Raw genomic sequence first — 21,396 nt, 5'->3', positions numbered from 1 at the left:
CCAGATCGTCGACGCGTCCCGGCCCGGCAGTTTCACCCTGCTCTTCGCCATCGAGGCCGCGATGTTCCTGGCGCTCGCCGGGATAGCGGCGACCGTGCGGCTGCCGCGCGCCACTGGGCTCGAACCGGCCCCGCAGCCCAAGGGCGGCGGAGCCCGCGCGCTGCTGCGGCACCGGGCCATGGTGCAGCTCTGCGTACTCGGCTTTGTCGTCTTCTTCGCTTGTTACGGACAATTCGAGTCCGGTCTCGCCGCTTACGGCACCGAATCCGCCGGAATTCAGCCCTCAACGCTCGGAATCGCGCTGGCCGCGAACACTGCCGTGATTGTCGTCGCGCAGTTCGTGGTGCTGAAGGTCGTGGAGAAGCGCCGGCGCTCCCGGGTGATTGCCGCTGTCGGTCTCATCTGGGCCTTCGCCTGGGTCATCGCGGGGTACGCCGGGCTCGGGCACGGCAGCCGGACCATGGCGACTGCCGCGTTCATCTCGACCTATGCGCTCTTCGGGCTCGGAGAGTCCATGCTGTCGCCGACCGTGGCACCGCTCGTCGCCGATCTCGCGCCCGATTCCATGGTCGGTCAGTACAACTCGGCTTTCGCCCTGGTCAAACAGCTCGCACTGGCAATCGGACCGGCCGTGGGCGGTCCGCTGGGGGCGTCAACACAGTTGCTGTACATCGCCACCTTCGTGGTGTTCTCCCTCGGGATCACGGTGCTGGCCCTGCGGCTGGGGCGGCGGCTCACCCCCGTACAGGACAATCCGTCGCTCGGACGCGGTTCGCGGATCGTCGCGACCAATGTGCCGGAGCTCGCGGCCGCGCAGCACTGAGCGAGGGCCTGCCCGAACTGGGCGGGCATGGTGCAAGGCCCCTAAGCCCGGTCCGCTGCGTTTTCGGGGAGGGCAAATTCGCACCAGACCGCTTTACCGCCGCCAGGTGTACGGCGGGAACCCCAGGACGAGGCGATCGTCGCGATGATCGAGATACCGCGGCCCGCCTCGTCCGCCGGCTCCGCGCGGCGCCGACGGGGCAGATGGTCGTCGCCGTCCGTCACCTCGATGATCAGCCGGCGATCGGTCCTGCGGAGCCGCAGCCGCATCGGTGGCGTGCCGTGCTGGAGGGAGTTGGCGACGAGTTCACTCGCGGCCAGGACGCCCAGATCGTGCAGTTCCACGTGAAACCGCCAGGACGTCAGCACGCCGGAGGCGAAGGCCCGCGCACGCGGAGCCGCCTCGACGCCGCCCAGCAGGTCCAGCGCCGCGTTGTGGAACAGCTCCGCCGCCGGGCCCGTGCGCGCGGGGTGCTGGACGACCAGGACCGCGACATCGTCGTCGTGCTCGGCCGTGACGCCGAGCGACCGGATCAGCCGGTCGCAGACGACCTGCGGCGCACCGGAAGCGCCGGACAGCGCACGCTCCAGCGCGGCCACGCCCTCGTCGATGTCCTCGCCCCGGCGCTCCACCAGGCCGTCGGTGTAGAGCACGGCGGTGGAGCCGGGCGGCAGCGCGATCGAGTCCGATGTGTGCTGCCAGCCGCCCGTCCCCAGCGGCGGGCCTGTCGGGTCGGCGGCGCGGCGTACGGTGCCGTCCTCGTCCCTGACCAGTACCGGCAGGTGCCCGGCCGACGCGTAGACCAGGCGGCCCTCGTTGGGGTCGTGAACCGCGTACAGGCAGGTGGCGATCTGGTTGGCGTCGATCTCGGAGGCGAGACCGTCCAGGAGCTGGAGGATTTCGTGCGGGGGCAGGTCGAGCCGGGCGTAGGCCCGGACCGCCGTGCGGAGCTGGCCCATGACCGCTGCCGCCCGGACCCCGCGGCCCATCACATCGCCGATCACCAGAGCCGTACGCCCCGCGCCCAGGGTGATCACGTCGTACCAGTCACCGCCGACGGCCGCTTCCGTACCGCCCGGCTGGTACGTGGCTGCGATCCGCAGGTCGTCCGGCTGCTCCAACTCCTGCGGGAGCAGTGACCGCTGGAGGGTGACCGCGGTTTCGCGCTGTCTGCGCTCGCTGGTCCGCAGCCGTTCCGCTGCGTCGGCATGGTCGGATACGTCGGCGGCGAACACGAGGACCCCGCCCTGTTCGAGGAGGTTCCCCACCGGCGTGCAGGTCACGGTGTACGCCCCCTCGCCCTGACCGGCCTGCACCCGGCGGGACTTGACCGTCCGGGGGGTTCCGCTGCGCAGCACCTGGTCCATCAGCGGGAGCAGTCCGAGTTCCGCCAGTTCGGGCAGTTCCTCCGCCGCGCAGGCTCCGGTGGCACGTGGCCCGAACGCCGCGGTGTAGGCGTCATTGACGTAGGCGACCCGGTGCTCGGTGCCGTACACGAGGGCGACCAGCGCGGGCAGGCTGCCGAGTACCTCCGTGACGGAGAGTTCGTCCAGCGCCGGCACCTGGGCGGTTCCGGCGTCCAACCCGCCTTCCTGGGCCGGGGGCTGAGCGGATTCACCGCGGGCCGCTGGCACGGAACTGTGGTCGGTCCGCGCGGCGGCGCGGCGCTGTGTTCCGGGGAGCCGGGCGCTCCAGCGCGTGAAGTTCACTGCTTTTCAAGCCTCGTTTGTCGTGACGGGACGGCTGGGACCTGCTGCTCCCCCGGCCGGGGATCCGGGTCGTACGGGGTGTTCTGTGCGGGTCTGGGCCCACCTATGGTCACACGTCGAATGTGACCGGGAGCACTGTCGGCGTCAGTCCCGCTGCGGGCGGTCGCCGCGGGCGGCCCATTCGAATTCGGCCCGCGGATGTTCCAGCGAACCGAGCGAGACGATCTCGCGCTTGAAGAGCCCGGCGAGCGTCCACTCGGCGAGGACCTTGGCCTTCCGGTTGAAGGTGGGCAGACGGCTGAGGTGGTACGCGCGATGCATGAACCAGGCAGGGTAGCCCTTCACCTTCCGTCCGTAGATATGGGCGACACCTTTGTGGAGCCCGAGTGAGGCGACGGAACCCGCGTAGGCATGTTCGTAGTTGGCCAGTTCCCTGCCGTGCAGTGAGGCGATGATGTTCTCGGCGAGGACCTTCGCCTGGCGCACGGCGTGCTGCGCGTTGGGCGCGCACTCCTTGCCGGGCGCGTCGGCCGTGACGTCGGGGACGGCTGCCGAGTCGCCCGCGGCCCAGGCATGGGCGGTTCCTTCGACGGTGAGCTGCGCCGTGCAGCGCAGCCGGCCGCGGTCGTTGAGCGGGAGGTCACTGGCGGCGAGTACCGGGTTCGGTTTGACGCCCGCGGTCCAGACGAGGGTCCGGTTGGGGAAGCGTGCGCCGTCGCTCAGTACGGCGACACGGTGGTCACAGCTGTCCAGGCGGGTGTTCAGGCGTACATCGATGTTGCGGTCGCGCAGCTCACGGATCGCGTACCGGCCCATTTCGTCGCCGACTTCGGGGAGGATGCGGTCTGCGGCCTCCACCAGGATCCAGCTCATGTCGTCGCGGTCGACGTTGTGGTAGTAGCGGGACGCGTAGCGCGCCATGTCCTCAAGCTCGGCGAGGGCCTCCACGCCCGCGTAACCACCGCCGACGAAGATGAAGGTGAGCGCGGCGTCACGAACCGCCGGGTCGCGGGTCGACGAGGCGATGTCCATCTGCTCCAGGACGTGGTTGCGCAGTCCGATGGCCTCCTCGATGCTCTTGAAGCCGATGCCGTGATCGGCGAGACCCGGGATCGGCAGGGTGCGGGACACGGACCCCGGGGCCAGCACGATTTCGTCGTACGCGATCTCCGCCGTGCCGGGGCCGCCCTCGGGGCCCACGAGCGTGGTGACCGTCGCGGTGCGCTCGGCGTGGTTGACGGCGAGTGCCTCGCCGATGACGATCCGGCACCGGTCGAGGAGGCGTCTGAGCGGCACGACGACATGGCGTGGCGAGATGGAACCGGCGGCCGCCTCCGGGAGGAACGGCTGATACGTCATATAGGGGTCGGGGGTGACCACGGTGATCTCTGCTTCGCCGTCCTTCAGCTTCCGCTGGAGGCGCAGCGCCGTGTACAGACCTACGTAGCCGCCGCCGACGACGAGAATGCGCGTGCCGGTCCTGGGCGGCTCCTGGTCCGGGCCGGGGGTCGTCTCGGGGGAGAAGGGTGCAGTCACCGTCCCATGAGGCAACGGACGATCGACTTTGTCCACAGGCCCAGCAAATTGTGTGACCGGGGAACGCCTGCGCGGCGGTACCGGGCGTTCTCCCGCGTGAGGCGAAGGGCCGCAGGTCAGCGGGTGGAGCGGGATCCGGGCACCGGGGCGGAATAGGGAGAGTCCAGGCCCATACTCCGATCGGGGGGCGCTCCGTGCGGAACTACCCCCTTCTGAATCGCCCCTTGCTCAACTATGTTCGTAGTTCGCCGGGGTGTCGGGTCTGGGTCCCCGGCGTGACCAGGCGGGGAGTCTCCGGGGGGAGACATCATTACCGGGGGAACGCTTATGCACACTCAGGACGCTCATTGGCAGGCCGCTGTGGCGGTCGAGAGCAACGGGCGGGCGGGGGCGGGCACAGCCACGCGCTCGGCGCCCCTTCGCGTGGACGCACAGCGCAATCTGGAGCATGTACTGCGGGCCGCCCGCGAGGTGTTCGGCGAGCTCGGGTACGGCGCGCCGATGGAGGATGTCGCGCGCCGGGCGAGAGTCGGGGTGGGCACGGTCTACCGCCGCTTCCCCAGCAAGGACGTGCTGGTCAGCCGGATAGCCGAGGAGGAGACCTCCCGTCTGACGGAGCAGGCCCGTACGGCACTCGGGCAGGAGGACGAGCCGTGGTCGGCGCTGGCGCGGTTCCTGCGCACATCGGTGGCATCGGGCGCCGGCCGGCTGCTGCCGCCCGATGTGCTGCGCGTGGGGGTGCCCGAAGCGTCCGACATCGGTGACGGCGCTCTCGGTGGGGAGATACTGCCGGGCGGCCGGGACAACTCAGCTGCGGAAACACGCGTACCGCAGCAGCGGTCGGCTCCACTGGTCGCCGACGCACCGTCGGCAGCCGCCCCTCTGTCCGGTTCGGCCGGCCCTCTGTCCGGTCTCTCCGAGGACAGCACGGGGGTCGCGGCGCTCCTTGAGGTAGTCGGCAGGCTGGTGGACCGGGCCCACACAGCAGGCGAGTTGAGGGTCGACGTCACGGTGGCGGACGTGCTCCTTGTGATAGCCACGGCAGCGCCGACGCTGCCCGATTCGGCACAGCAGGCGGCAGCGGCTTCCCGGTTGCTGGACATCCTGCTGGAGGGGCTGCGCTCGCGTCCGGCCTGACGGACGATGCCTCCGCCCGGCGGAGCCCGACCGGTACGGCCGGGTTTCCGGTCTACCGGCTACCGGCTACCGGCTACCGGCTACCGGCTACCGGCAAGGCTCCTCCCGGAGCGCCAACTCCGTTACGGCCAGCGCCGGTACAACTTGTTGATCCTTCCCCTATCGGGTGACAGTTAGTGCTCCGATCCGGGAAAACTCCCCGGATGAGTGGTTGCCGGCCGAGGGCGGCAGGTTGTAGCCCGCTCTGTGTCACTCTTGGCCGGTGTTCTGGTCCGAGGGTGCGTACGGGGGCTTTCCGCGATGAGCGTTGAAGGGCGGGACGAGCCGCTCGGTGAGGTCGGCGGAGCGCGGCAACGCCCCGGGCAGGCACCCGGTCAGGGCGGGCCCGCGGGCAGCGAGTGGCCGACGGCCGGCGAGTGGTCGGCCAGCGTGCCCCAGCAGCGTGAGGGCGGCGGCAGCGGTGTGCTTCCGCCGCCGCGTTCCCTCGATCTGCCGCCGTCGGACGCCGATCTGATCGAGCGGATGCGGGAGGGCGGGGCCGACGCCGACGGCGCGTACGAGGAACTGTTCCGCAGGCACTCCGACGGGGTGCGCCGCTATGCCCGTACCTGCTGCCGCGACGCACACACCGCCGACGACCTGACGGCCGAGGTCTTCGCCCGCACCCTGCAGGCCGTACGCGGCGGGGCCGGCCCCGAGCACGCGGTCCGGGCGTATCTGCTGACCACCGTGCGCCGGGTCGCCGCAGCCTGGACGAAGACCGCCAAACGGGAGCAACTGGTCGAGGACTTCGCCCTCTTCGCCGACCAGGCCGCCAGGTCGTCCTCGTCGGAGGTGTCCGACCAGGACACCCTGGATCTGGGGGCCGACGTCCGGGCCATGCAGATCGCCGAGCAGTCGCTGGCCATGGAGGCGTTCCGCTCGCTGCCCGAGCGCTGGCAGGCCGTCCTCTGGCACACCACGGTCGAGGAGGAGTCCCCGAGCGAAGTCGCGCCGCTGTTCGGGCTGACGGCGAATGCCACAGCAGTTCTGGCCAGCCGGGCCCGGGAAGGGCTCAAGCAGGCCTATCTCCAGGCCCATGTGAGCCAGACGCTCACCGCGGGCGGCGACTGCGCGCAGTACGCCGACCGGCTCGGCGCGTACGCCCGTGGCGGTCTGCGGATGCGGGCCGAGCGGGGGCTGCGGAAGCATCTGGAGGAGTGCGCCAAGTGCCGGCTCGCGGCGGGTGAGCTCAAGGACGTCAACTCCGGGATCCCCGCGCTCGTGCCGGTCGCCGTCATCGGCTGGTTCGCCGGCGGGTCCGCGCTCAAGGCCGCCGGGCTCGTCGCGGGTGGCGCTGCCGGTGCCGCGGGGGCCGGTGCGGCCGTCGCCTCCGGGGGAGGTTCAGCAGGTGGCGGGGCCGCCGCATCCGAAGGGCTGGGCCTCCCCGCCAAGGCCGGCATCGGCGCCGGTGTCGTCGTGGCGGCGGCAGCCGGTCTGGCATTCGCCCTTTCGGGCAGTGACGCCCCCAAGCACGAGACGCACGCCGCGCCCCCCGCGGCGCAGCCCGTCGTACCCGCCAAGCCCACGCCGAAGCCGCCGCACCCGCGGCCGAAGCCACCACCGGCGCCCCCGGCGCCCGCCCCCAGGCCCACCCCGAAGCCGACACCCGAACCGAAACCCCCGAAGGCCGCGCCGAAGCCCCCGAAGCCGGCGCCGCCCGCCCCCCGGCCGAAGCCCACCCCGAAGCCGCCCGCCCCGAAGCCCACACCAACGCCGACACCGACGCCCCCGCCGCCGTCGGCACCGGCCGTCTACCAGGTCAACACCCTCGCGTACTCGCTCCTCGGCGACCACACCAAGCCCGAGCTCAGCCTCAGGGACAGCGGACCGGTGTGGCAGCGCCGCCAACTCGCCGTCAACGGAACCCAGTACAACCGCGGCATCACCGTGCACGCCCCTTCCAGCGTGACCATCGAGCTCAACCGCAAGTGCTCCACCTACGAGGCACTGGCCGGTGTGGACGACATGTCGCTCGGGCTCGGTTCGGTGCGCTTCTCCGTCTACGGGGACACGTCACGGCTGTGGCGCTCGCCCGTGGTGCACGGCGGGGACGCGGCCGTGCGCGTCCGGGTCGGGATCGCGGGCCACCGCAAGCTCCGGCTCGTGGTCGAACGGAGCGGCCCGTTCGGTTCGGTGGCGCCCGCCGACTGGGCGCAGTCGCAGATCAGCTGCCGCTGAGCGGAAGCGGGCCCGCTTCCTTCCTCGCACGCAGGACGAGGACGAGCAGACCGACGACCTCGTCGGGGCCGAGCCGCTCTCCCGCCATGCGCTCCACCTCGTACCGGCGGGGTCCGAGCACCGCACGGGCCTGTGCGCGGTGTTCCGCCACAGCGGTCTCCTCGGGGACCGGGCGGACGCTGTCGCCCAGCCAGCCGGTGGCGGCGGCCAGCACCCGGACGGCTGAAACCGCTACAGGCTCCGTCGCGGCACGACCCCGCCCGCGACCGCCCGCTGTTTCGGCGCCGCGGACCCTGTCCAGCAGCTGCCCCGCCGGGACAGAAGTCTGCGCAGCCACAGCTCCGTCGAGATCAGGTCGGCGAGACCGTCGAGGGGCAGCCGCTCCCCCTCTGCGGCCGCGCGCAGCGCCTTGCGCACCACTCGTGCCTCGATCAGACCGGCGTCCGCGAGCAGCGGGGCGTCGAACAGGGCGATCAGGGTGGGGAGCGAGGCCCGCAGCCCCCGGTGGAAAGCGGCCTTCGCGGTGGAGTGCGAGGGGGCGCCCCAGCCCGCGGGCAGCTCGTGGATACCCGCGCCCGCCAGCACCGTACGGAGGATCTCGGCCCGCGCGCCGGGCTGGACCCGCAGCGATTCGGGAAGCAGCCGGGCCGCCCGCACCACCTGGTTGTCGAGGAACGGTGCGTGCAGCCGCTGGCTCCGCACCTCCGCCGCCTGCTCGAAGACCCGGTGGTCGGCCGCGTACCGGGCGAGGGCGGCGCGGGCGCGGGCCTCGCCGGGGCGCTGCACCGAGGTGGGGCGCAGCGCCGACTCCTGGAGGCGTACGGAGACTTCGGCCAGTGCCTCACCGGTCAGCCAGCGCGCCGCGGGCCCCGGCCGCGACCAGGTGAGAGCGGCCAGCGAGGCGTCCAGCGTGGAGCCTTCGGATGCGTGGTGGACATCGCGGTCGCGCAGCCGGGCGGCGGCCGCTTCGATGCCCGCGCGGTAGGGGGTGCGGGCCAGTCTGCGCGCGGCGCGGTAGACGGTGAAGGGGATGAGGACCGACCCGTCCGCCTTGGCCAGCGCCGCGACCGGCTTGACCAGATGGCGTCTGCGGCGGTCCATGAGGAGGTCGGCCAGGCGTGCGGGGTGCGCGTCGAGCACCTGCCGGGCGCCGTCGCCCACGAGGTGGTCCGCGCTGCCGGCGGCGAGCCGCAGCCGGTGGCGCTCCGACGCGATCAGTGAGGGGCCCGGTTCGTCGGTCAGCGGGCCCGACTCCAGGTCGGCGTACGGCAGGGCCTCCTCGCCCCCGGCGACCACCACGTGGTGCAGCCGCGGATTGGCCGCGATGGCACCGGCGCGCTCCAGTTCGGGCCCGTGCCCCCGCGCGGAGAGGTCGTTGAAGGTGACGGCGAGCAGGCGCTCGCCCGCGCCCGTGCCGTGGCCGAGGATCGTGCCCGGCACGCCCGGCAACCCTGCCGCGAGGAGGGTGAGCGTTGCCGAGGCGCTGCCTCCGGAGAGGTCGGCGCCGATTCCGGGGGCGGGCGCCGGGGCCCCGCGGGCCGCGCGCCGTTCGGCCGGGCCCATGCCGGGTACCGGGCCGGGGTCGGGCGGCAGCGTCTCGGGGGCGTGGCGCGGTGCGGTGAGCCGGGCGCGTACGGCTTCGACGAGCGCGTCCCGTACGCCGTCCACGGCCCGGTCCGGGTCGACTTGGGCGGCGGCCACGGCGAGCGAGGCCACCTGCTCGTATCCGGTGACCTCCCGGGACCCCTCGCGCAGGATGAGGGCGTGGCCCGGCGGGATGCGCCGCACCCCGGCGTAGGGCGTCGAGTCACGCAGCGCCTCGGGGACGTCGGGGCAGGCGAGCAGCGCCGCCAAGTGACCGATGTCCAGCTGTGCTTCGACGAGGTCGGCGAGGGGCAGGGCAGCGGTGGCGTACGCCGTGCCGCCGGCCCAGGGGGTGTGGAAGACGGGCCGCGCGCCGGCCAGGTCGCCCACGACGGTGACCCGGCGCCCGGACTGCACGACGACCGTGTAACTGCCCGCCCAGGCCGTGAGGTGGCGCAGGGCGCCGCCGCGCGCGGCGAACAGGCCGACCCGCAGCTGCTCGTCCGTGGCGGCGCAACAGCCCAGTACCGCGAGGCGGGTGAAGGGGTCGACCGTGATGACACGCACCTCGTCGGGACGCCAGTCGCCCACCGCCCAGAGGGGATCGGGGTCGCCCCACAGCAGCTGGGAGCCGACGGGGTGGACCGTGCGGCCCTCGTCCGCCCCGCCCACGGAACCGGCTGTGCCGAAGCTCGCGGCAGTACTGCTCCACCCCACCAACCACCGCATCGCCGCCTCCACAGGCTGTGGACAACCGAACGCCGGGGGCGTTCAGGACCATGCTGCCATGACAACGGCGTACCGGCGGGAGTACGGAAGCACGCACCCGCATGCGAACGCGCCCCCGGCAAAGGCCAGTCGGACTTGCGCGAAGGGGGCCGCGGCGAGGGTCGTCATCCGGCCATTCTGGCGGAGTGCATCCGCACAGGAACTGAGCGCACTCGCCGCTGACGCGTAGCGGTCCGGGAGGCGCCGTACGCCTCCCGGACCGGCCGGCCGCCCGCGGGGATTGAGGCGGCCGCATCCCCCAGCCCACTGGATCCTGCGCAGCGGGCCGACCCACGCACCTCACATGGAAGACCTCCGCACACGGCCGGACCAGAGCGCACGGCCGGGCGCACGGCCACACAACGGGAGCACGGGACACGGTTGGGAGCGCTCCGCGCGGGCAACAATCCCGCCATCCGGAACATCACCCCTTAACGGTAGGGATGCGGCGAACTACGCTGGGTTTACGAATGCCGCGCGCCTATGCCGCGACGTGGCGGCCGTCTGTGTGTCGAGGGGTGGCGCATGTCCAGGGAGCTACGCGGGCCGAACGACAAACTCGGCACCGTTCTCGCCCTCGCGGGTATCAGCAACGCCGGACTGGCGCGCCGGGTCAACGACCTCGGCGCCCAGCGCGGCCTGACGCTTCGGTACGACAAGACCTCCGTGGCCAGGTGGGTCTCCAAGGGCATGGTGCCCCAGGGCGCCGCGCCCCATCTGATCGCGGCGGCGATCGGCGCCAAGCTGGGCCGGCCCGTACCGCTGCACGAGATAGGCCTCGCGGACGCGGATCCGGCCCCCGAGGTCGGGCTCGCCTTCCACCGCGACGTCGGCTCAGCCGTGGTGTCCGCGACCGATCTGTACCGGCTGGACCTCGCGGGGCGGCGGGCCGGCAGTGGCGGGATATGGCAGTCCCTCGCCGGGTCGTTCGCGGTCACGGCATATGCGACGCCCGCCTCGCGGTGGCTGATATCGCCCGCCGACTCCTCGGTCGAGCGGGGCGCCGAGGAACTGGCGGACCCGGCGGTGCTGCGCGTCGGCCACAGCGATGTGACCAAACTGCGCGAGGCGGCCGAGGACGCCAGGCGCTGGGACTCCAAGTACGGGGGCGGGGACTGGCGTTCGTCGATGGTGCCCGAGTGCCTGCGGGTGGACGCCGCACCGCTGCTCCTCGGCTCGTACTCGGACGAGGTGGGCCGCGGGCTCTTCGGCGCCACCGCCGAACTGACCAGGCTGGCCGGCTGGATGGCGTTCGACACCGGCCAGCAGGAGGCGGCGCAGCGCTACTACATCCAGGCGCTGCGGCTCGCGCGCGCCGCGGCCGACGTCCCGCTCGGGGGATATGTCCTGGCTTCGATGTCGCTTCAGGCGGTCTACCGCGGCTTCGGGGACGAGGGGGTGGACCTCGCGCAGGCGGCGGTCGAACGCAACAGGGGCCTCGCGACGGCCCGCACGATGAGCTTCTTCCGGTTGGTGGAAGCACGGGCGCACGCGCGCGCCGGTGACTCGGCTGCGGCGGGCGCGGCACTGAAAGCGGCGGAGGGCTGGCTGGAGCGCTCCCGCGCCGGCGATGCCGATCCGTCCTGGCTCGGCTTCTACACGTACGACCGTTTCGCCGCGGACGCCGCCGAGTGCTACCACGATCTGAAGGCACCTCGTCAGGTGCGGCGCTTCACCGAGCAGGCGCTGTCGAAGCCGACGGAGGAGTTCGTCCGCTCGCACGGCCTGCGGCTGGTGGTGAGCGCGGTGGCAGAGCTGGAGTCCGGCAATCTCGACGCCGCGTGCGCCGCGGGCACCCGTGCGGTGGAGGTCGCCGGGCGGATCTCGTCGGCGCGTACGACGGAGTACGTACGGGATCTGCTGCACCGTCTCGAACCGTACGGCGACGAGCCGAGAGTGGTGGAGTTACGCGAGCGGGCGAGACCACTGCTGGTGGCGCCCGCGTAGAACGGGCCTCTCCCCTGGTTTGAAGGCATTGTCAGTGGGCCAGTGCACTATCGGGGTGGGAGGAGGTGCGATGTCTTTCGGGAACGGCAGCGGTCACGACGGCAGTGGCGGCCGCAGGAGCGTCCGCAGCGGTGGCTACAGCGGCGGTTTCGACTGCGATGTGCTGATCATCGGCGGCGGGATCGTCGGCCTGTCGACGGCGTACGCCCTGACGCGGTCCGCACCGGGCACGCGGGTCGTGGTGCTGGAGAAGGAGCAGCGCACCGCCCGCCACCAGACAGGCCGCAACAGCGGAGTCATCCACAGCGGGATCTACTACCGCCCCGGCTCCCTGAAGGCCAGGTTCGCGGTGCGCGGCGCCGCGGAGATGACCGAGTTCTGCGCGGAGCAGTCCCTGCCGTACGAGGTGACGGGCAAGCTGATCGTCGCGACCGGGCGGGACGAGCTGCCCCGGCTGCACGCCCTGGCCCAGCGCGGCCGGGAGAACGGGATTCCGGTGCGGGAGCTCGGTCCCGCACAGATCGCCGATGAGGAGCCCGGCGTCCGCGGGCTGGCCGCGATCCGGGTCGCCACCACGGGCATCGCCGACTACGGCGCGGTCGCCGCCCGCCTCGCGGAGCTGGCCGGGGCCGCGGGGGCGGAGGTCCGGTGCGGGGCCGAGGCCGTCCGGATAGCGCGGCGACCGGAAGGCATCGCGGTCGGCACGTCGGACGGCGCGGTGATACGCGCCCGGACCCTGGTCAACTGCGCGGGTCTGCACTGCGACCGGATCGCCAGGCTCGCGGGCGACGACCCGGGGATGCGGATCGTGCCCTTCCGCGGTGAGTACTACACCCTGGCGCGCCCCGGCCTGGTGCGCGGCCTCGTCTATCCGGTGCCCGACCCGGCCTTCCCCTTCCTCGGCGTCCATCTGACACGGGGGACCGACGGCACCGTCCACGTCGGCCCGAACGCGGTACCCGCGCTGGCCCGTGAGGGGTACGGCTGGGGCACCGTGCGCCCCGCCGAGCTGGGCACCACGCTGGCCTGGCCCGGCGCCTGGCGGATAGCGGGGCGCCACTGGCGGTACGGGGCCGGGGAGCTGCACCGGTCGCTGTCGAAGCGCGCCTTCACGGAGGCGGTGCGGCGGCTGCTGCCCGCCGTCGAGGAGCGGGACCTGCGCCGGTCGCCCGCGGGTGTGCGGGCCCAGGCGGTGCTCAGGGACGGCACCCTGGTCGACGACTTCCTGATCCGGGAGGCCCCGCGCACGGTCCACGTGCTGAACGCCCCCTCGCCGGCCGCGACGGCGGCTCTGCCGATCGGCCGCGAGATCGCCCGCAGGGCGCTGGCCTCTGTGGGGGTGCGGGCGTGAAGCTCGGGCGGTCACCACTCCCGGCGGGATCGTAGAATCGGGGCATTGTGTCCGATTCTCTGAACCCCTCGCCAGAGCCCCCGTCGCCAGAGCCCTCGCCGTCGGAGCCCTCGTCCTCGGAGCTCCCGCCTTCGGAGCTCCCGCCGTCGCAGGCGTCGCCCACCCGCCGGGCCAAGGGCGAGCCGCGCTTCCCCGGCGGGCCCGCTGCCGATCCCGCGGGCTCGCACCACGAGCGCCGGATCCGCAGCTTCCAGCCACGCCGCAGCCGGGTCACGACCGGGCAGGCCGACGCCCTGGAGCGACTGTGGCCGCAGTGGGGCCTGGACATCGACGGCCTGCGGGTCCTCGACCTGCCGACGCTGTTCGACGGCCTCCCGGTGGTCCTCGAAATCGGCTTCGGCATGGGCGAGGCCACCGCGCAGATGGCTACTGCCGACCCGGCCACCGGGATCCTCGCGTCCGACGTGCACACGCCGGGGCAGGGAAACCTCCTCCGCCTCGCCGAGCAGAACGGACTGTCCAACATCCGGGTGGCGAACGGTGACGCGATCATCCTGCTCCGCGAGATGCTGAAGCCCGACTCGCTCAGCGGACTGCGGGTGTACTTCCCCGACCCCTGGCCCAAGAGCCGCCACCACAAGAGGCGGCTCATCCAGCCCGAGTTCCTCGACCTGGCGGCGGCCCGGCTCGCACCGGACGCCGTACTGCACTGCGCGACGGACTGGACCCCGTACGCGGAGCAGATGCTGGAGGTGCTCACCGCGCACCCCTGCTTCGACAACACCACGGCGGACGGCGGGTACGCGCCGCGGCCGGGGTTCCGGCCGCTGACGCGGTTCGAGGGCCAGGGACTCGACAAGGGCCACGCGGTGCACGACCTGCTCTTCCGCCGCAACGACCGCCCGAGCGGCCACACCGGCTGCTGATCACGGGGTATCGCCGAGATGAGCCCAAAAGGGGCCACGGGATGATCTTGAAGTCCTGACGCGTTTGGACTCACCTGCGGCGGCGGGCTGCGGGGTCGCGTTCGGCGACGTGTCGGGCGACCGCGTCGACGCCGGGGCGGGCGTACCGTTCCAGGGAGCGGACGGAGGCGTGGCGGGAGCGGGCCAGCAGCATCGGGGTGGAGGTGCCGTCCTCGGCGTCGTGTGTCAGGGCGCTGTGCCGGAGCCGGTGCAGGGTCCAGCCGTCCAGGTCCTCGACGTTGTCGGGTGAGGCGAGCGGGTTGGCCAGCAGCCGGGTGTTCTCCTCGAAGATCTCCTCCGCGCGACGGTAGGAGAGCCGGGCCCGGCCCGTCTCCGGGCAGACGTCCAGGGTCGGGGTTCCGGCGGGCGCCTTGCGGCCGGTGAGGAACAGTGGGCCACGGGTGCGGCCGGCGATCAGGCGGGGCAGCAACTGGGCGGTGCCGGACTGCCAGTGGATCCACTCAGTCGCGCCGCCCTTGGCCAGGGTCCGCCCACGCTTATCTCCCGGGTGCAGGTCCTCCACATTCAGGCACAGCACCTCCTCGGCCCGGGCCGCCGATTCGTAGAGCATCTTCCAGCACGTTTTCTCCCGCAGCGAGACGTCCAGGCGCCACAGGGCGGCGATCTGGTTCTCGGCGAGTGCCTTGGTACGGTCCGGCGGCGCCGGGCGCCGCTCGATGCCAATCGTGGGGTCGCAGGCGATCCAGCCCTGTCGCTGCCACCAGCCGATCGCCTTGCGCGCGATGGACAGCTCCCGGTTGACGGTGTCGGCGTCCATCTCGTCCGCCCGGGCCGCCGCCAGCTCCGCGAGCACCTCCGTTAGCACCGGATCGTCGATCGCGGCGACGGGGAAGAGCGGAGGCTTCGCGCCGCGGCGGGCTGGCCCGGTCGGCGCGGGTTCGCCGACGAACATCCACCCCCAAGTTGTCAGCGAGATCCGGTAGATCCGCGCGGAGGACTTCGCGATGCCCGCGCCGGTGAGGTAGCGCTCGACCGCCGCTGTGTACGACGAGGGAGGGGCGGACAGGGGCACGACGCGGGCGCGCGGCAACCTGATCGCGCTCCCAACCTCCAGTGCGGTCACTCGTTCGACTGCCAACGTCGCCCCACCCCTCCACCACTGCCGCAGTAAATGCGTACACCTCACCTCAGTGGCCGAATTGGCCCGCCGCAGGTCGGGGTCATCACGTTAGAGGCCCTGCCGCAGTAAATCCGGCATTTACTGCGGCAAGAGGCGAGCAGGACCCGCAGACGTGTGCGCAGCAGCCACGCATGATGTTCTCGTCGATGGTAATAACATATTCTCCAACGCCTAGATAACTTGCCTGATGCTCAGCTAAGTTGATCCGCACATCAGGGGTCACAATGTGACGGGAGAGGTCGCAACATGAGTGACGAGGATGAGATCCGCGACGAGGACTTCGAGTTCGAGGACGCCGACGCATTCGACAGTAAGGACGTGGACAGCCTGGCAGCGCGCGTCAACGCCCAGGGCGGGCTGATCGAAACCACGCTCGGAGCTCTGCGCGAGGAGCTCGGCTACAAAAAGCTCGGCCGGTGGGTCCTGGAAGAGGTGGAGGAGTACCTCACCAACCAGAAGCTGGGCTTCTTCCCCGTCTGGAAGCTGCGCCCCGAGGCCAACACCGAGCCGCGCAAGGAACAACGGCTGTGGGTCTACGCACACGACGGCAGCTCACGGGCGCAAATCATCACCGCCGTCCTCCACCCCGAGGACCACGACGTCTTCTCGGCCCTCGACGGCTTGGCGGCCGGCCGTCACCAGGCCCTGCTGCCCCAGCAGAAGCTCGACCTCATCCGGGAGATCGCCAACTCCTGACCATGCGCGGCACCAGTGAGGGCGGCCTGCGGCAACTGCCGCAGGCCGCCCTCACGGCGTCCGGGGCTGGACCTGCACTTCAAGATCACCCCGTGGCGGCTTTCGGGGTCACCTTGGCTGGACCTCCGTCGCGTCCCCGTCGACGGTCGGCGTGCTCCGGGAGAGCAGTGCGGTCTTGTCGCTGGGTCGCGTGCCGATCAGGCTGGCGGCGAACAGGAGGACTGCTCCGGCGTAGAAGGGGACGCGCAGTCCGAAGGCATGGGCGGTGAAGCCGGCTGCCACGGCACCCAGTGCGGTGCCGCTTCCGATGACCATCTGGTAGGCCATGGCGACGCGCCCGAGCAGTTGGGCAGGTACGAGTGACTGGCGCAGCGATACGGCGGTGACGTTCCATGCCAGGTTCGCCGCCCCGTATGCAGCGATACCCATGCCAGCGATAGGGCCTGAGGTCGCGGCGCCTGCGACTACGGCAGCTACGGCAGTGCCCACAGCGGTCAATCTGAGGACCCGTGGAGCGCCGAAGCGTGCGGTGAGACGTGGGGTCGACATTGCCCCGGCTACGCCGCCGAGTGCGAAGGTGGCGACCAGCAGGGCGAAGCCCAGGTTGCTCAGGTCCAGAGTCTGCCGGGCGTAGAGCACCAGGATGGCGATCAGGCCACCGCCGACGAGGTTGGTGATCCCGGATGCCAGGCAGAGCCGGCGCAGCAAGGGGTGCCGCCAGAGCCAGCGGACCCCCTCGGTCGTGTCACGGCGCAGGGCCGTCCAGGTCTTCGATGCCGGCTGGGAACGGGGCTGGAAGTTCCCTCGGAGGATGAATACCAGTGCGGCAGCGGTGGCGAAGGACACCGCGTCGACGGCGAAGGGGAGTGCGGTGGCGATGCCGAACAGCAGCGCACCCAGCGGCGTTCCGAGCAGGGTGTCGGTGGTCAGGGAGCTTGCCTGCAGACGCGCGTTGGCCCGGGTGAGCGCGTTGGGTGCAACCAGTGCAGGGACCATGCCGGCCCAGGCGCCGCTGTAGAGCGTCTGCCCACAGCCGAGCAGGAAGGCGACGAGCGCCAGGAGTGGAATCGTCACGATGTCGGCTGCCACCGCCGCGGCGAGCGCCCCGACGAGCAAGGCCCGGGCCGCGTCGACGAGCCACAGGATGCGGCGGCGGTCGAAGCGGTCCGCTAGAGCGCCGGAGGGCAGGCCGAGGAGTAGCCAGGGCAGTTGCTCCGCCAGGGACACCATCGCGATCTGCCGTGGATCGGCGGTCAGTTGCGCCGCGAGGAGGGGTAGAGCGACGAAGCTCATGCCGTCGCCGAGGCTGGATACGGTGACCGAGGCCCAAACCCGATTGAAGCTCGGCCCGAGCCGTGTGCGGGGTATCCCTCTACCGAATAACATGAAATAGACTCTGGTTCGGGTTTTGGAAGATGTCAAGGAGTCAGATGGCTGAGCAAGTCCACACACCACAGCAGCAGCGCAGCCGGGAGAAGGTGGCCCTCATCCTTGAGGCGACAGCCAGGCTGCTGGAGACGACGTCCTATGACGAACTGGGCACCAAGCTCATCGCTGCCGAAGCGGGAGTCTCGGTCGGCGTGCTCTACCGGTACTTCGCCGACAAGGAAGCGATCGTCGCCGCCCTGGTCCGGCGCTGGCTTGAGATGGACGTGCGGATCACCGAGCGGATCACCGAGGAGCCCTTGCCGCCGCGCTCGCAGGAGTTGCTGGAGAAACTGCTCGCCGCCTACGCGGACCGCTTCCGCACGGAGCGCGGCTACCGCCGTGTCTGGTACCACGGGCCGCGTATCGACGCGTTGCGTGCGTACAGCCGGCAGACGGACCTGCACATCGCCGAGAGCGTGCACAAGGCACTCGTCCGCGGCTACGCGATGCCGGACACCGAGCAGTTCCGGCGACGCGCTCGGATCGCTGTGGAAGTCGGGGGCAACTTGCTCGATCTCGCTTTCCGCGAGAGCGCCGAAGGCGACCCCGAGATCCTCGCCGATGCCGCCCTCATGATGGACCGCTACCTCTTCGCACCGTCTGCCGAGTCAGGGTTTCCCGGAACCGCGTGAGGTGGCGGCAGAAGCCCTTCGGCACGGACGGTCAGGCGGCCTGACTGAGTCCCGCGGCGGTCAGGTCCTGTTCGCGCAGCGAGGTGAAGTCGACGTCCAGCTTGGGGTCGTACGCGTCGGGCTGGATGCCGAGTTCGTGCGTGGAGTACTCACCGAACCGATTGATGTGCTCGGTCAGGTACGGCGAGATGTGGGCCAGGTCCTCCGGGTCGATCGTCCATCCCTCCTCCAGCAGCTGCCGCACGATCTCCGCGATGTCCAGGGCATTGTGGAAGATCACCGCGTTCGTGAGCAGCGCGTTGAATTTCATCGCCTTCTCCTGCTCGACCGGGTCGTTGTCGGCGATGACGCCGCGGTTGCCGAACCCGATCCACTGGGAGAACCGGTTGAACGACTCGACCTTGTTCGTCGCCGCGGTCACCCGCCGGCGCAGCGGGGCGTCCGAGAGGTAGCGCAGCAGCTGCACGGTGCGGATGACGCGGCCGACCTCGCGGAAGGCGGCGTAGGTGGCGTTCTTCTTCGACCCGGACCGCAGGCGCTTGAGCAGCGTGGATGAGGAGATGGCGCCCTCGCGTACGGAGACGGCCACGCGCATCAGGTGGCGGAACTGGGACTCGATCAGGTCGAAGTCGATTGAGTTCTTGCCCACCTCGCCGAACAGGGCGTCGATGTGCACGTACTCCGTCTCCTTGGACGGCCGGTAGAAGGTCATGCCCTTCCAGTTCCTGATCCTGGGCATCAGGTCGAAGCCCAGCAGGTGGGCGAGCGCGAACACCGGCTGGGACTGGCCCTGGGTATCGGCGTGCACCGTGGTCGGCTTCACCTCGGAGGAGTTCTTCAGCAGGCCCTCGATGATGTAGACGGCCTCCCACACGCCGCACGGGATGAAGTGCGTGAACAACGCGATGTAGGTGTCCGAGACGTGGTGGTAGGCGATCCCGCCCGGCTTGCCGTACCGCACACTCGTCTCGGCCACCAGGTTGTCCAGATAGGTGTCCATGTGGGTGCCGTCGGCGGCCACCGCGGTCCCGTCGCCCCACGCCTGGGAGATGTCGAGGCGGGCATGCGCGTTGACCAGGTCGGCGATGGCCTCGTTCAGCAGCACCAGGGAGAAGTGCCGGTTCGCCGTGTATGCCAGCTCGTGTCCGCTCACCCCGGGAATGTGGCGGGCGGCCTCGTACGGGCCCATGTTGGTGCCCTTGACGAACGTGGTGATCACATACCTGCCGAACGGGTCTTGGAGCTTGGGCTCGTTGCCGGAGGCCGGGCCGAAGCGTCGCCACCAATCCACCCAGTACGCGGTGCGGGCCACAATCCCCATCAGGGAGCGCTCCGGCATCCTGGCCTTGATCTCTTCCTCCAGCCGCTTTGCGGACGGCCGCTGCCCCTCCGCCCGGTGCGCCTTCAGCGACGGGATGCCCGTCTCTGTGTCGATGACCAGGCCCTCGTTGTCCGGGTAGCCGGCGTCCGCCGCCGCGGCGGCGCCTCGCAGCTTGTCCTCCAGCTGCCGGCGGAAGAACGCGGCGTCGAACTCGCCCGCCTCGCCTTCCTCGCACAGGCCGACCTCCACCAGGTAGGACGTCAGCTTCTCCTTGACGGCCTCCCAGGACAGCAGCTGCGTGGACCAGTCCACGTACTCCTCCGAGCCCACCACGGCCACGTCCCCGGTACGCAGTTCCTCCGCGAGCGCGGTGAAGACCATCGCCTCGAAGTGCTTGCGAACGAACTGCCCCGTCCGCGTCTTGTCGGCCACGGCCTTCTGCCAGTTCTGTGTAGCGAAGGAGATGTCCACCGCGCGGCCGTCCTCGCCCAGGGCGCTGATGTACTCGCCGCGCGCCGCCTGGTGTCGCTGGGCGTGCGCGAGCGCATCCAGCACCCGGCCGTCCTCGGACGTCGCGGTGAACTCCAGCTTCTCGGCCAGGTCGAACATCACCGCGCGGTCCCGGCCGATCTGCCCGTACAGCAGCACCTCCCAGAAGTTGCCGTGGTGAGCGGACACCTTCTCGATCTGTTCGTACTGCTTGGCGAAACCGCCGAAGCCCTCCACCGCCTTCGTGACCGCGCCGAACCCGCCGACCTGCATCGCCTGGGCCCTGGCCAGGGCGAGGACCGCCGGGGAGACTCTGCCCTCCAGCCGCCGCGCGACCTCGTCGGCGGGCGCCTGTTCGTCCAGTCCGTCCAGAGCCGCCCGGACCTCGGCGGTCATGGCCGCGGCTTTCTCCAGCGCTGCCTGAGCGGGGCCTCCCTCGTCGATGTTCTTGAGCACGGTGCGGTAGTTCCCGATCAGGGTCTCGACGATCTCCCGCTCGGCGAGCCGGATCTCCTCCAGCTCCACCTTGGCCTTCTTGATCTTCATCGCCACACGCTTGCAGAACATCGTCGCCAGGTCGTCCCGTACCCGCATCCGCGCCTTGTGCGTCAGACACGCCACCAGCGCGAGGCGCTTGACGGGCTTGTAGTCCCGCAGCTCCGCCACGTCGGCCGCGTCCGCCTCCCCGGCGAAGTCGGTGATCTTCCCTGCGGCGACGTTGTCCATCCACACACAGGTGTCGCCGAGTCCGTCCACCCACTCCAGCCGCTTGGCCAGGTTCTTGAAGTGAGACCAGGTCGGGCCTTGGGCGGGCTTCTTGAGCCGGTTGTACAGGGTCGTGCCGTCGCTCTCGCGCTCCTCCAGCAGCCGCAGCAGACCCGCCCGCTCGGACGCGCTCATCCGGTCGTGAATACCCCCGCAGATCTCGGCGTTCACCTCCTTGCGGAGAGCCGAGGCCATCGCGTCGAGGGTGGAGAATGCCGGCAGCTCCAGCCCGGCCTCCACCACCTTCTCCAACGCAATGTTGATTAGATCCGCAGGCCGGTTCTTCGACGCTGCCTCCTTGCGAATTGACTCTCCGGCGATCCGCCGGGCGCGAGCCTGGTCGTAGGCCACGCCGACCCGCTGCCGTACCAACCCCCGGTGGTTCTTCATCGTCTTCGCCGCCCGGTACACCGGCAGCGTGCTCTCCGGCAGCTCCACCGCCCGCCGCACGAACTCCGCGACCGCCTCCGGGATGTCCTCCGCCTTCGGGAAGCACCCCATGCGCTGATACGACTTCAGCGTCAGCAGCAGGGCCAGCAGATGCTCATCGCTGGCCGTACGGTCGGCGGCCCACTCCAGCTCATCGCGAGTCGGCGAGAAGAACAGATGCAGCTCACGCGCGGTGATCAGCCGCTTGAACCGCGGATACGCGGTCCGCTCGATCGAGGTCACAACCCACCCCAGGCCCGGACGACAACAACATCACCAACGACACTGAGCCGAACGGGTGACGGGCCGGGCCCTCACGGATTCAAGATCATCCCATGGCCCCTTTTGGGCTCACCTCGGCGATACCCCATCACGGCCCGCCGGGCCGGCCTCGGGCGCGGCACGGCCCCCACCGGGCGCGGCTCGATCGCCACCGGTCCCGGCACGGAATCCCG

15 protein-coding genes (1 of these 15 cut by a window edge) are annotated in these 21,396 nt (G+C 71.0%); 8 read left to right on the top strand and 7 right to left on the bottom strand.

Annotated features, from left to right (window positions below):
* A protein-coding gene (locus OG584_RS18335) for an MFS transporter (RefSeq protein WP_405784132.1) crosses the window boundary here: on the top strand, positions 1-823 show its 3' portion. 446 nt of this gene lie to the left of the window's left edge; the window shows 823 of its 1,269 coding nt (coding positions 447-1,269); its start codon lies off the left edge, out of view; the stop codon is at positions 821-823.
* A 41-nt stretch (positions 824-864) separates the two neighbouring features.
* On the opposite strand, the gene OG584_RS18330 is transcribed toward OG584_RS18335, so the two are convergent.
* Both OG584_RS18330 and OG584_RS18325 read right to left on the bottom strand, forming a co-directional pair.
* Entirely contained in the window at positions 865-2,532 is a 1,668-nt protein-coding gene (locus OG584_RS18330) for a SpoIIE family protein phosphatase (protein ID WP_405779155.1), read from the bottom strand.
* A gap of 144 nt (positions 2,533-2,676) precedes the next feature.
* Positions 2,677-4,068 carry an NAD(P)/FAD-dependent oxidoreductase gene (locus OG584_RS18325; protein ID WP_405779153.1) on the bottom strand — a complete coding sequence of 464 codons (1,392 nt, stop codon included), beginning with the start codon at positions 4,066-4,068 and terminating at the stop codon, positions 2,677-2,679.
* Between the two features lie 327 nt (positions 4,069-4,395).
* On the opposite strand from OG584_RS18325, the gene OG584_RS18320 reads away from it, so the two are divergent.
* Positions 4,396-5,205, top strand: a complete 810-nt coding sequence (locus tag OG584_RS18320) for a TetR/AcrR family transcriptional regulator (RefSeq protein ID WP_405779151.1) — start codon at positions 4,396-4,398, stop codon at positions 5,203-5,205.
* Positions 5,206-5,505: 300 nt separating this feature from the next.
* Positions 5,506-7,425 carry a sigma-70 family RNA polymerase sigma factor gene (locus OG584_RS18315; protein ID WP_405779149.1) on the top strand — a complete coding sequence of 640 codons (1,920 nt, stop codon included), beginning with the start codon at positions 5,506-5,508 and terminating at the stop codon, positions 7,423-7,425.
* Here OG584_RS18315 and OG584_RS18310 read toward each other — a convergent pair.
* Both OG584_RS18310 and OG584_RS18305 read right to left on the bottom strand, forming a co-directional pair.
* Entirely contained in the window at positions 7,412-7,639 is a 228-nt protein-coding gene (locus OG584_RS18310; RefSeq protein ID WP_405779147.1) for a hypothetical protein, read from the bottom strand. The two genes, OG584_RS18315 and OG584_RS18310, sit on opposite strands and share 14 nt — an antisense overlap.
* A 17-nt stretch (positions 7,640-7,656) precedes the next feature.
* Positions 7,657-9,738 carry an asparagine synthase-related protein gene (locus OG584_RS18305; protein WP_405779145.1) on the bottom strand — a complete coding sequence of 694 codons (2,082 nt, stop codon included), beginning with the start codon at positions 9,736-9,738 and terminating at the stop codon, positions 7,657-7,659.
* Between the two features lie 564 nt (positions 9,739-10,302).
* Here OG584_RS18305 and OG584_RS18300 point away from each other — a divergent pair.
* The 3 genes from OG584_RS18300 (at position 10,303) to trmB (ending at position 14,001) form a co-directional block, all read left to right on the top strand.
* The gene (locus OG584_RS18300) at positions 10,303-11,724 is read left to right on the top strand and encodes an MFS transporter (RefSeq protein WP_405779143.1); all 1,422 of its coding nucleotides are present in this window, start codon (positions 10,303-10,305) and stop codon (positions 11,722-11,724) included.
* A 70-nt stretch (positions 11,725-11,794) separates the two neighbouring features.
* On the top strand, positions 11,795-13,075 hold the full coding sequence (lhgO, locus tag OG584_RS18295) for an L-2-hydroxyglutarate oxidase (protein ID WP_405779142.1): 1,281 nt from the start codon (positions 11,795-11,797) through the stop codon (positions 13,073-13,075).
* A gap of 47 nt (positions 13,076-13,122) precedes the next feature.
* A complete protein-coding gene (trmB, locus tag OG584_RS18290) occupies positions 13,123-14,001 on the top strand; it encodes a tRNA (guanosine(46)-N7)-methyltransferase TrmB (RefSeq protein WP_405779140.1) in 879 nt (292 codons plus the stop codon).
* Between the two features lie 70 nt (positions 14,002-14,071).
* Here the strand turns inward: trmB and OG584_RS18285 are convergent, their stop codons facing one another.
* Complete coding sequence (locus OG584_RS18285) at positions 14,072-15,139, bottom strand: tyrosine-type recombinase/integrase (protein WP_405779138.1); 1,068 nt, start codon at positions 15,137-15,139, stop codon at positions 14,072-14,074.
* 288 nt (positions 15,140-15,427) lie between these two features.
* On the opposite strand from OG584_RS18285, the gene OG584_RS18280 reads away from it, so the two are divergent.
* Positions 15,428-15,877 (top strand): hypothetical protein, encoded by a 450-nt coding sequence (locus OG584_RS18280; protein WP_405779136.1) that lies wholly within the window; start codon positions 15,428-15,430, stop codon positions 15,875-15,877.
* Positions 15,878-15,985: 108 nt separating this feature from the next.
* Here OG584_RS18280 and OG584_RS18275 read toward each other — a convergent pair whose 3' ends face one another.
* Positions 15,986-17,263, bottom strand: coding sequence for an MFS transporter (locus OG584_RS18275; protein ID WP_405779135.1), 1,278 nt, complete (start codon positions 17,261-17,263; stop codon positions 15,986-15,988).
* Between the two features lie 44 nt (positions 17,264-17,307).
* Between OG584_RS18275 and OG584_RS18270 the strand changes: the two genes are divergently transcribed.
* The gene (locus OG584_RS18270; RefSeq protein ID WP_405779133.1) at positions 17,308-17,937 is read left to right on the top strand and encodes a TetR/AcrR family transcriptional regulator; all 630 of its coding nucleotides are present in this window, start codon (positions 17,308-17,310) and stop codon (positions 17,935-17,937) included.
* Positions 17,938-17,968: 31 nt separating this feature from the next.
* On the opposite strand, the gene OG584_RS18265 is transcribed toward OG584_RS18270, so the two are convergent.
* Positions 17,969-21,184 carry a Tn3 family transposase gene (locus OG584_RS18265; protein WP_405779131.1) on the bottom strand — a complete coding sequence of 1,072 codons (3,216 nt, stop codon included), beginning with the start codon at positions 21,182-21,184 and terminating at the stop codon, positions 17,969-17,971.
* Between the last annotated feature and the right edge of the window lie 212 nt (positions 21,185-21,396).

This window comes from Streptomyces sp. NBC_00859 (assembly GCF_045161865.1).
In the GTDB taxonomy this organism is placed as follows: domain Bacteria; phylum Actinomycetota; class Actinomycetes; order Streptomycetales; family Streptomycetaceae; genus Streptomyces.
Note: the sequence above shows the minus strand (reverse complement) of the source record. Positions and strands in the feature narration are given on the sequence as shown.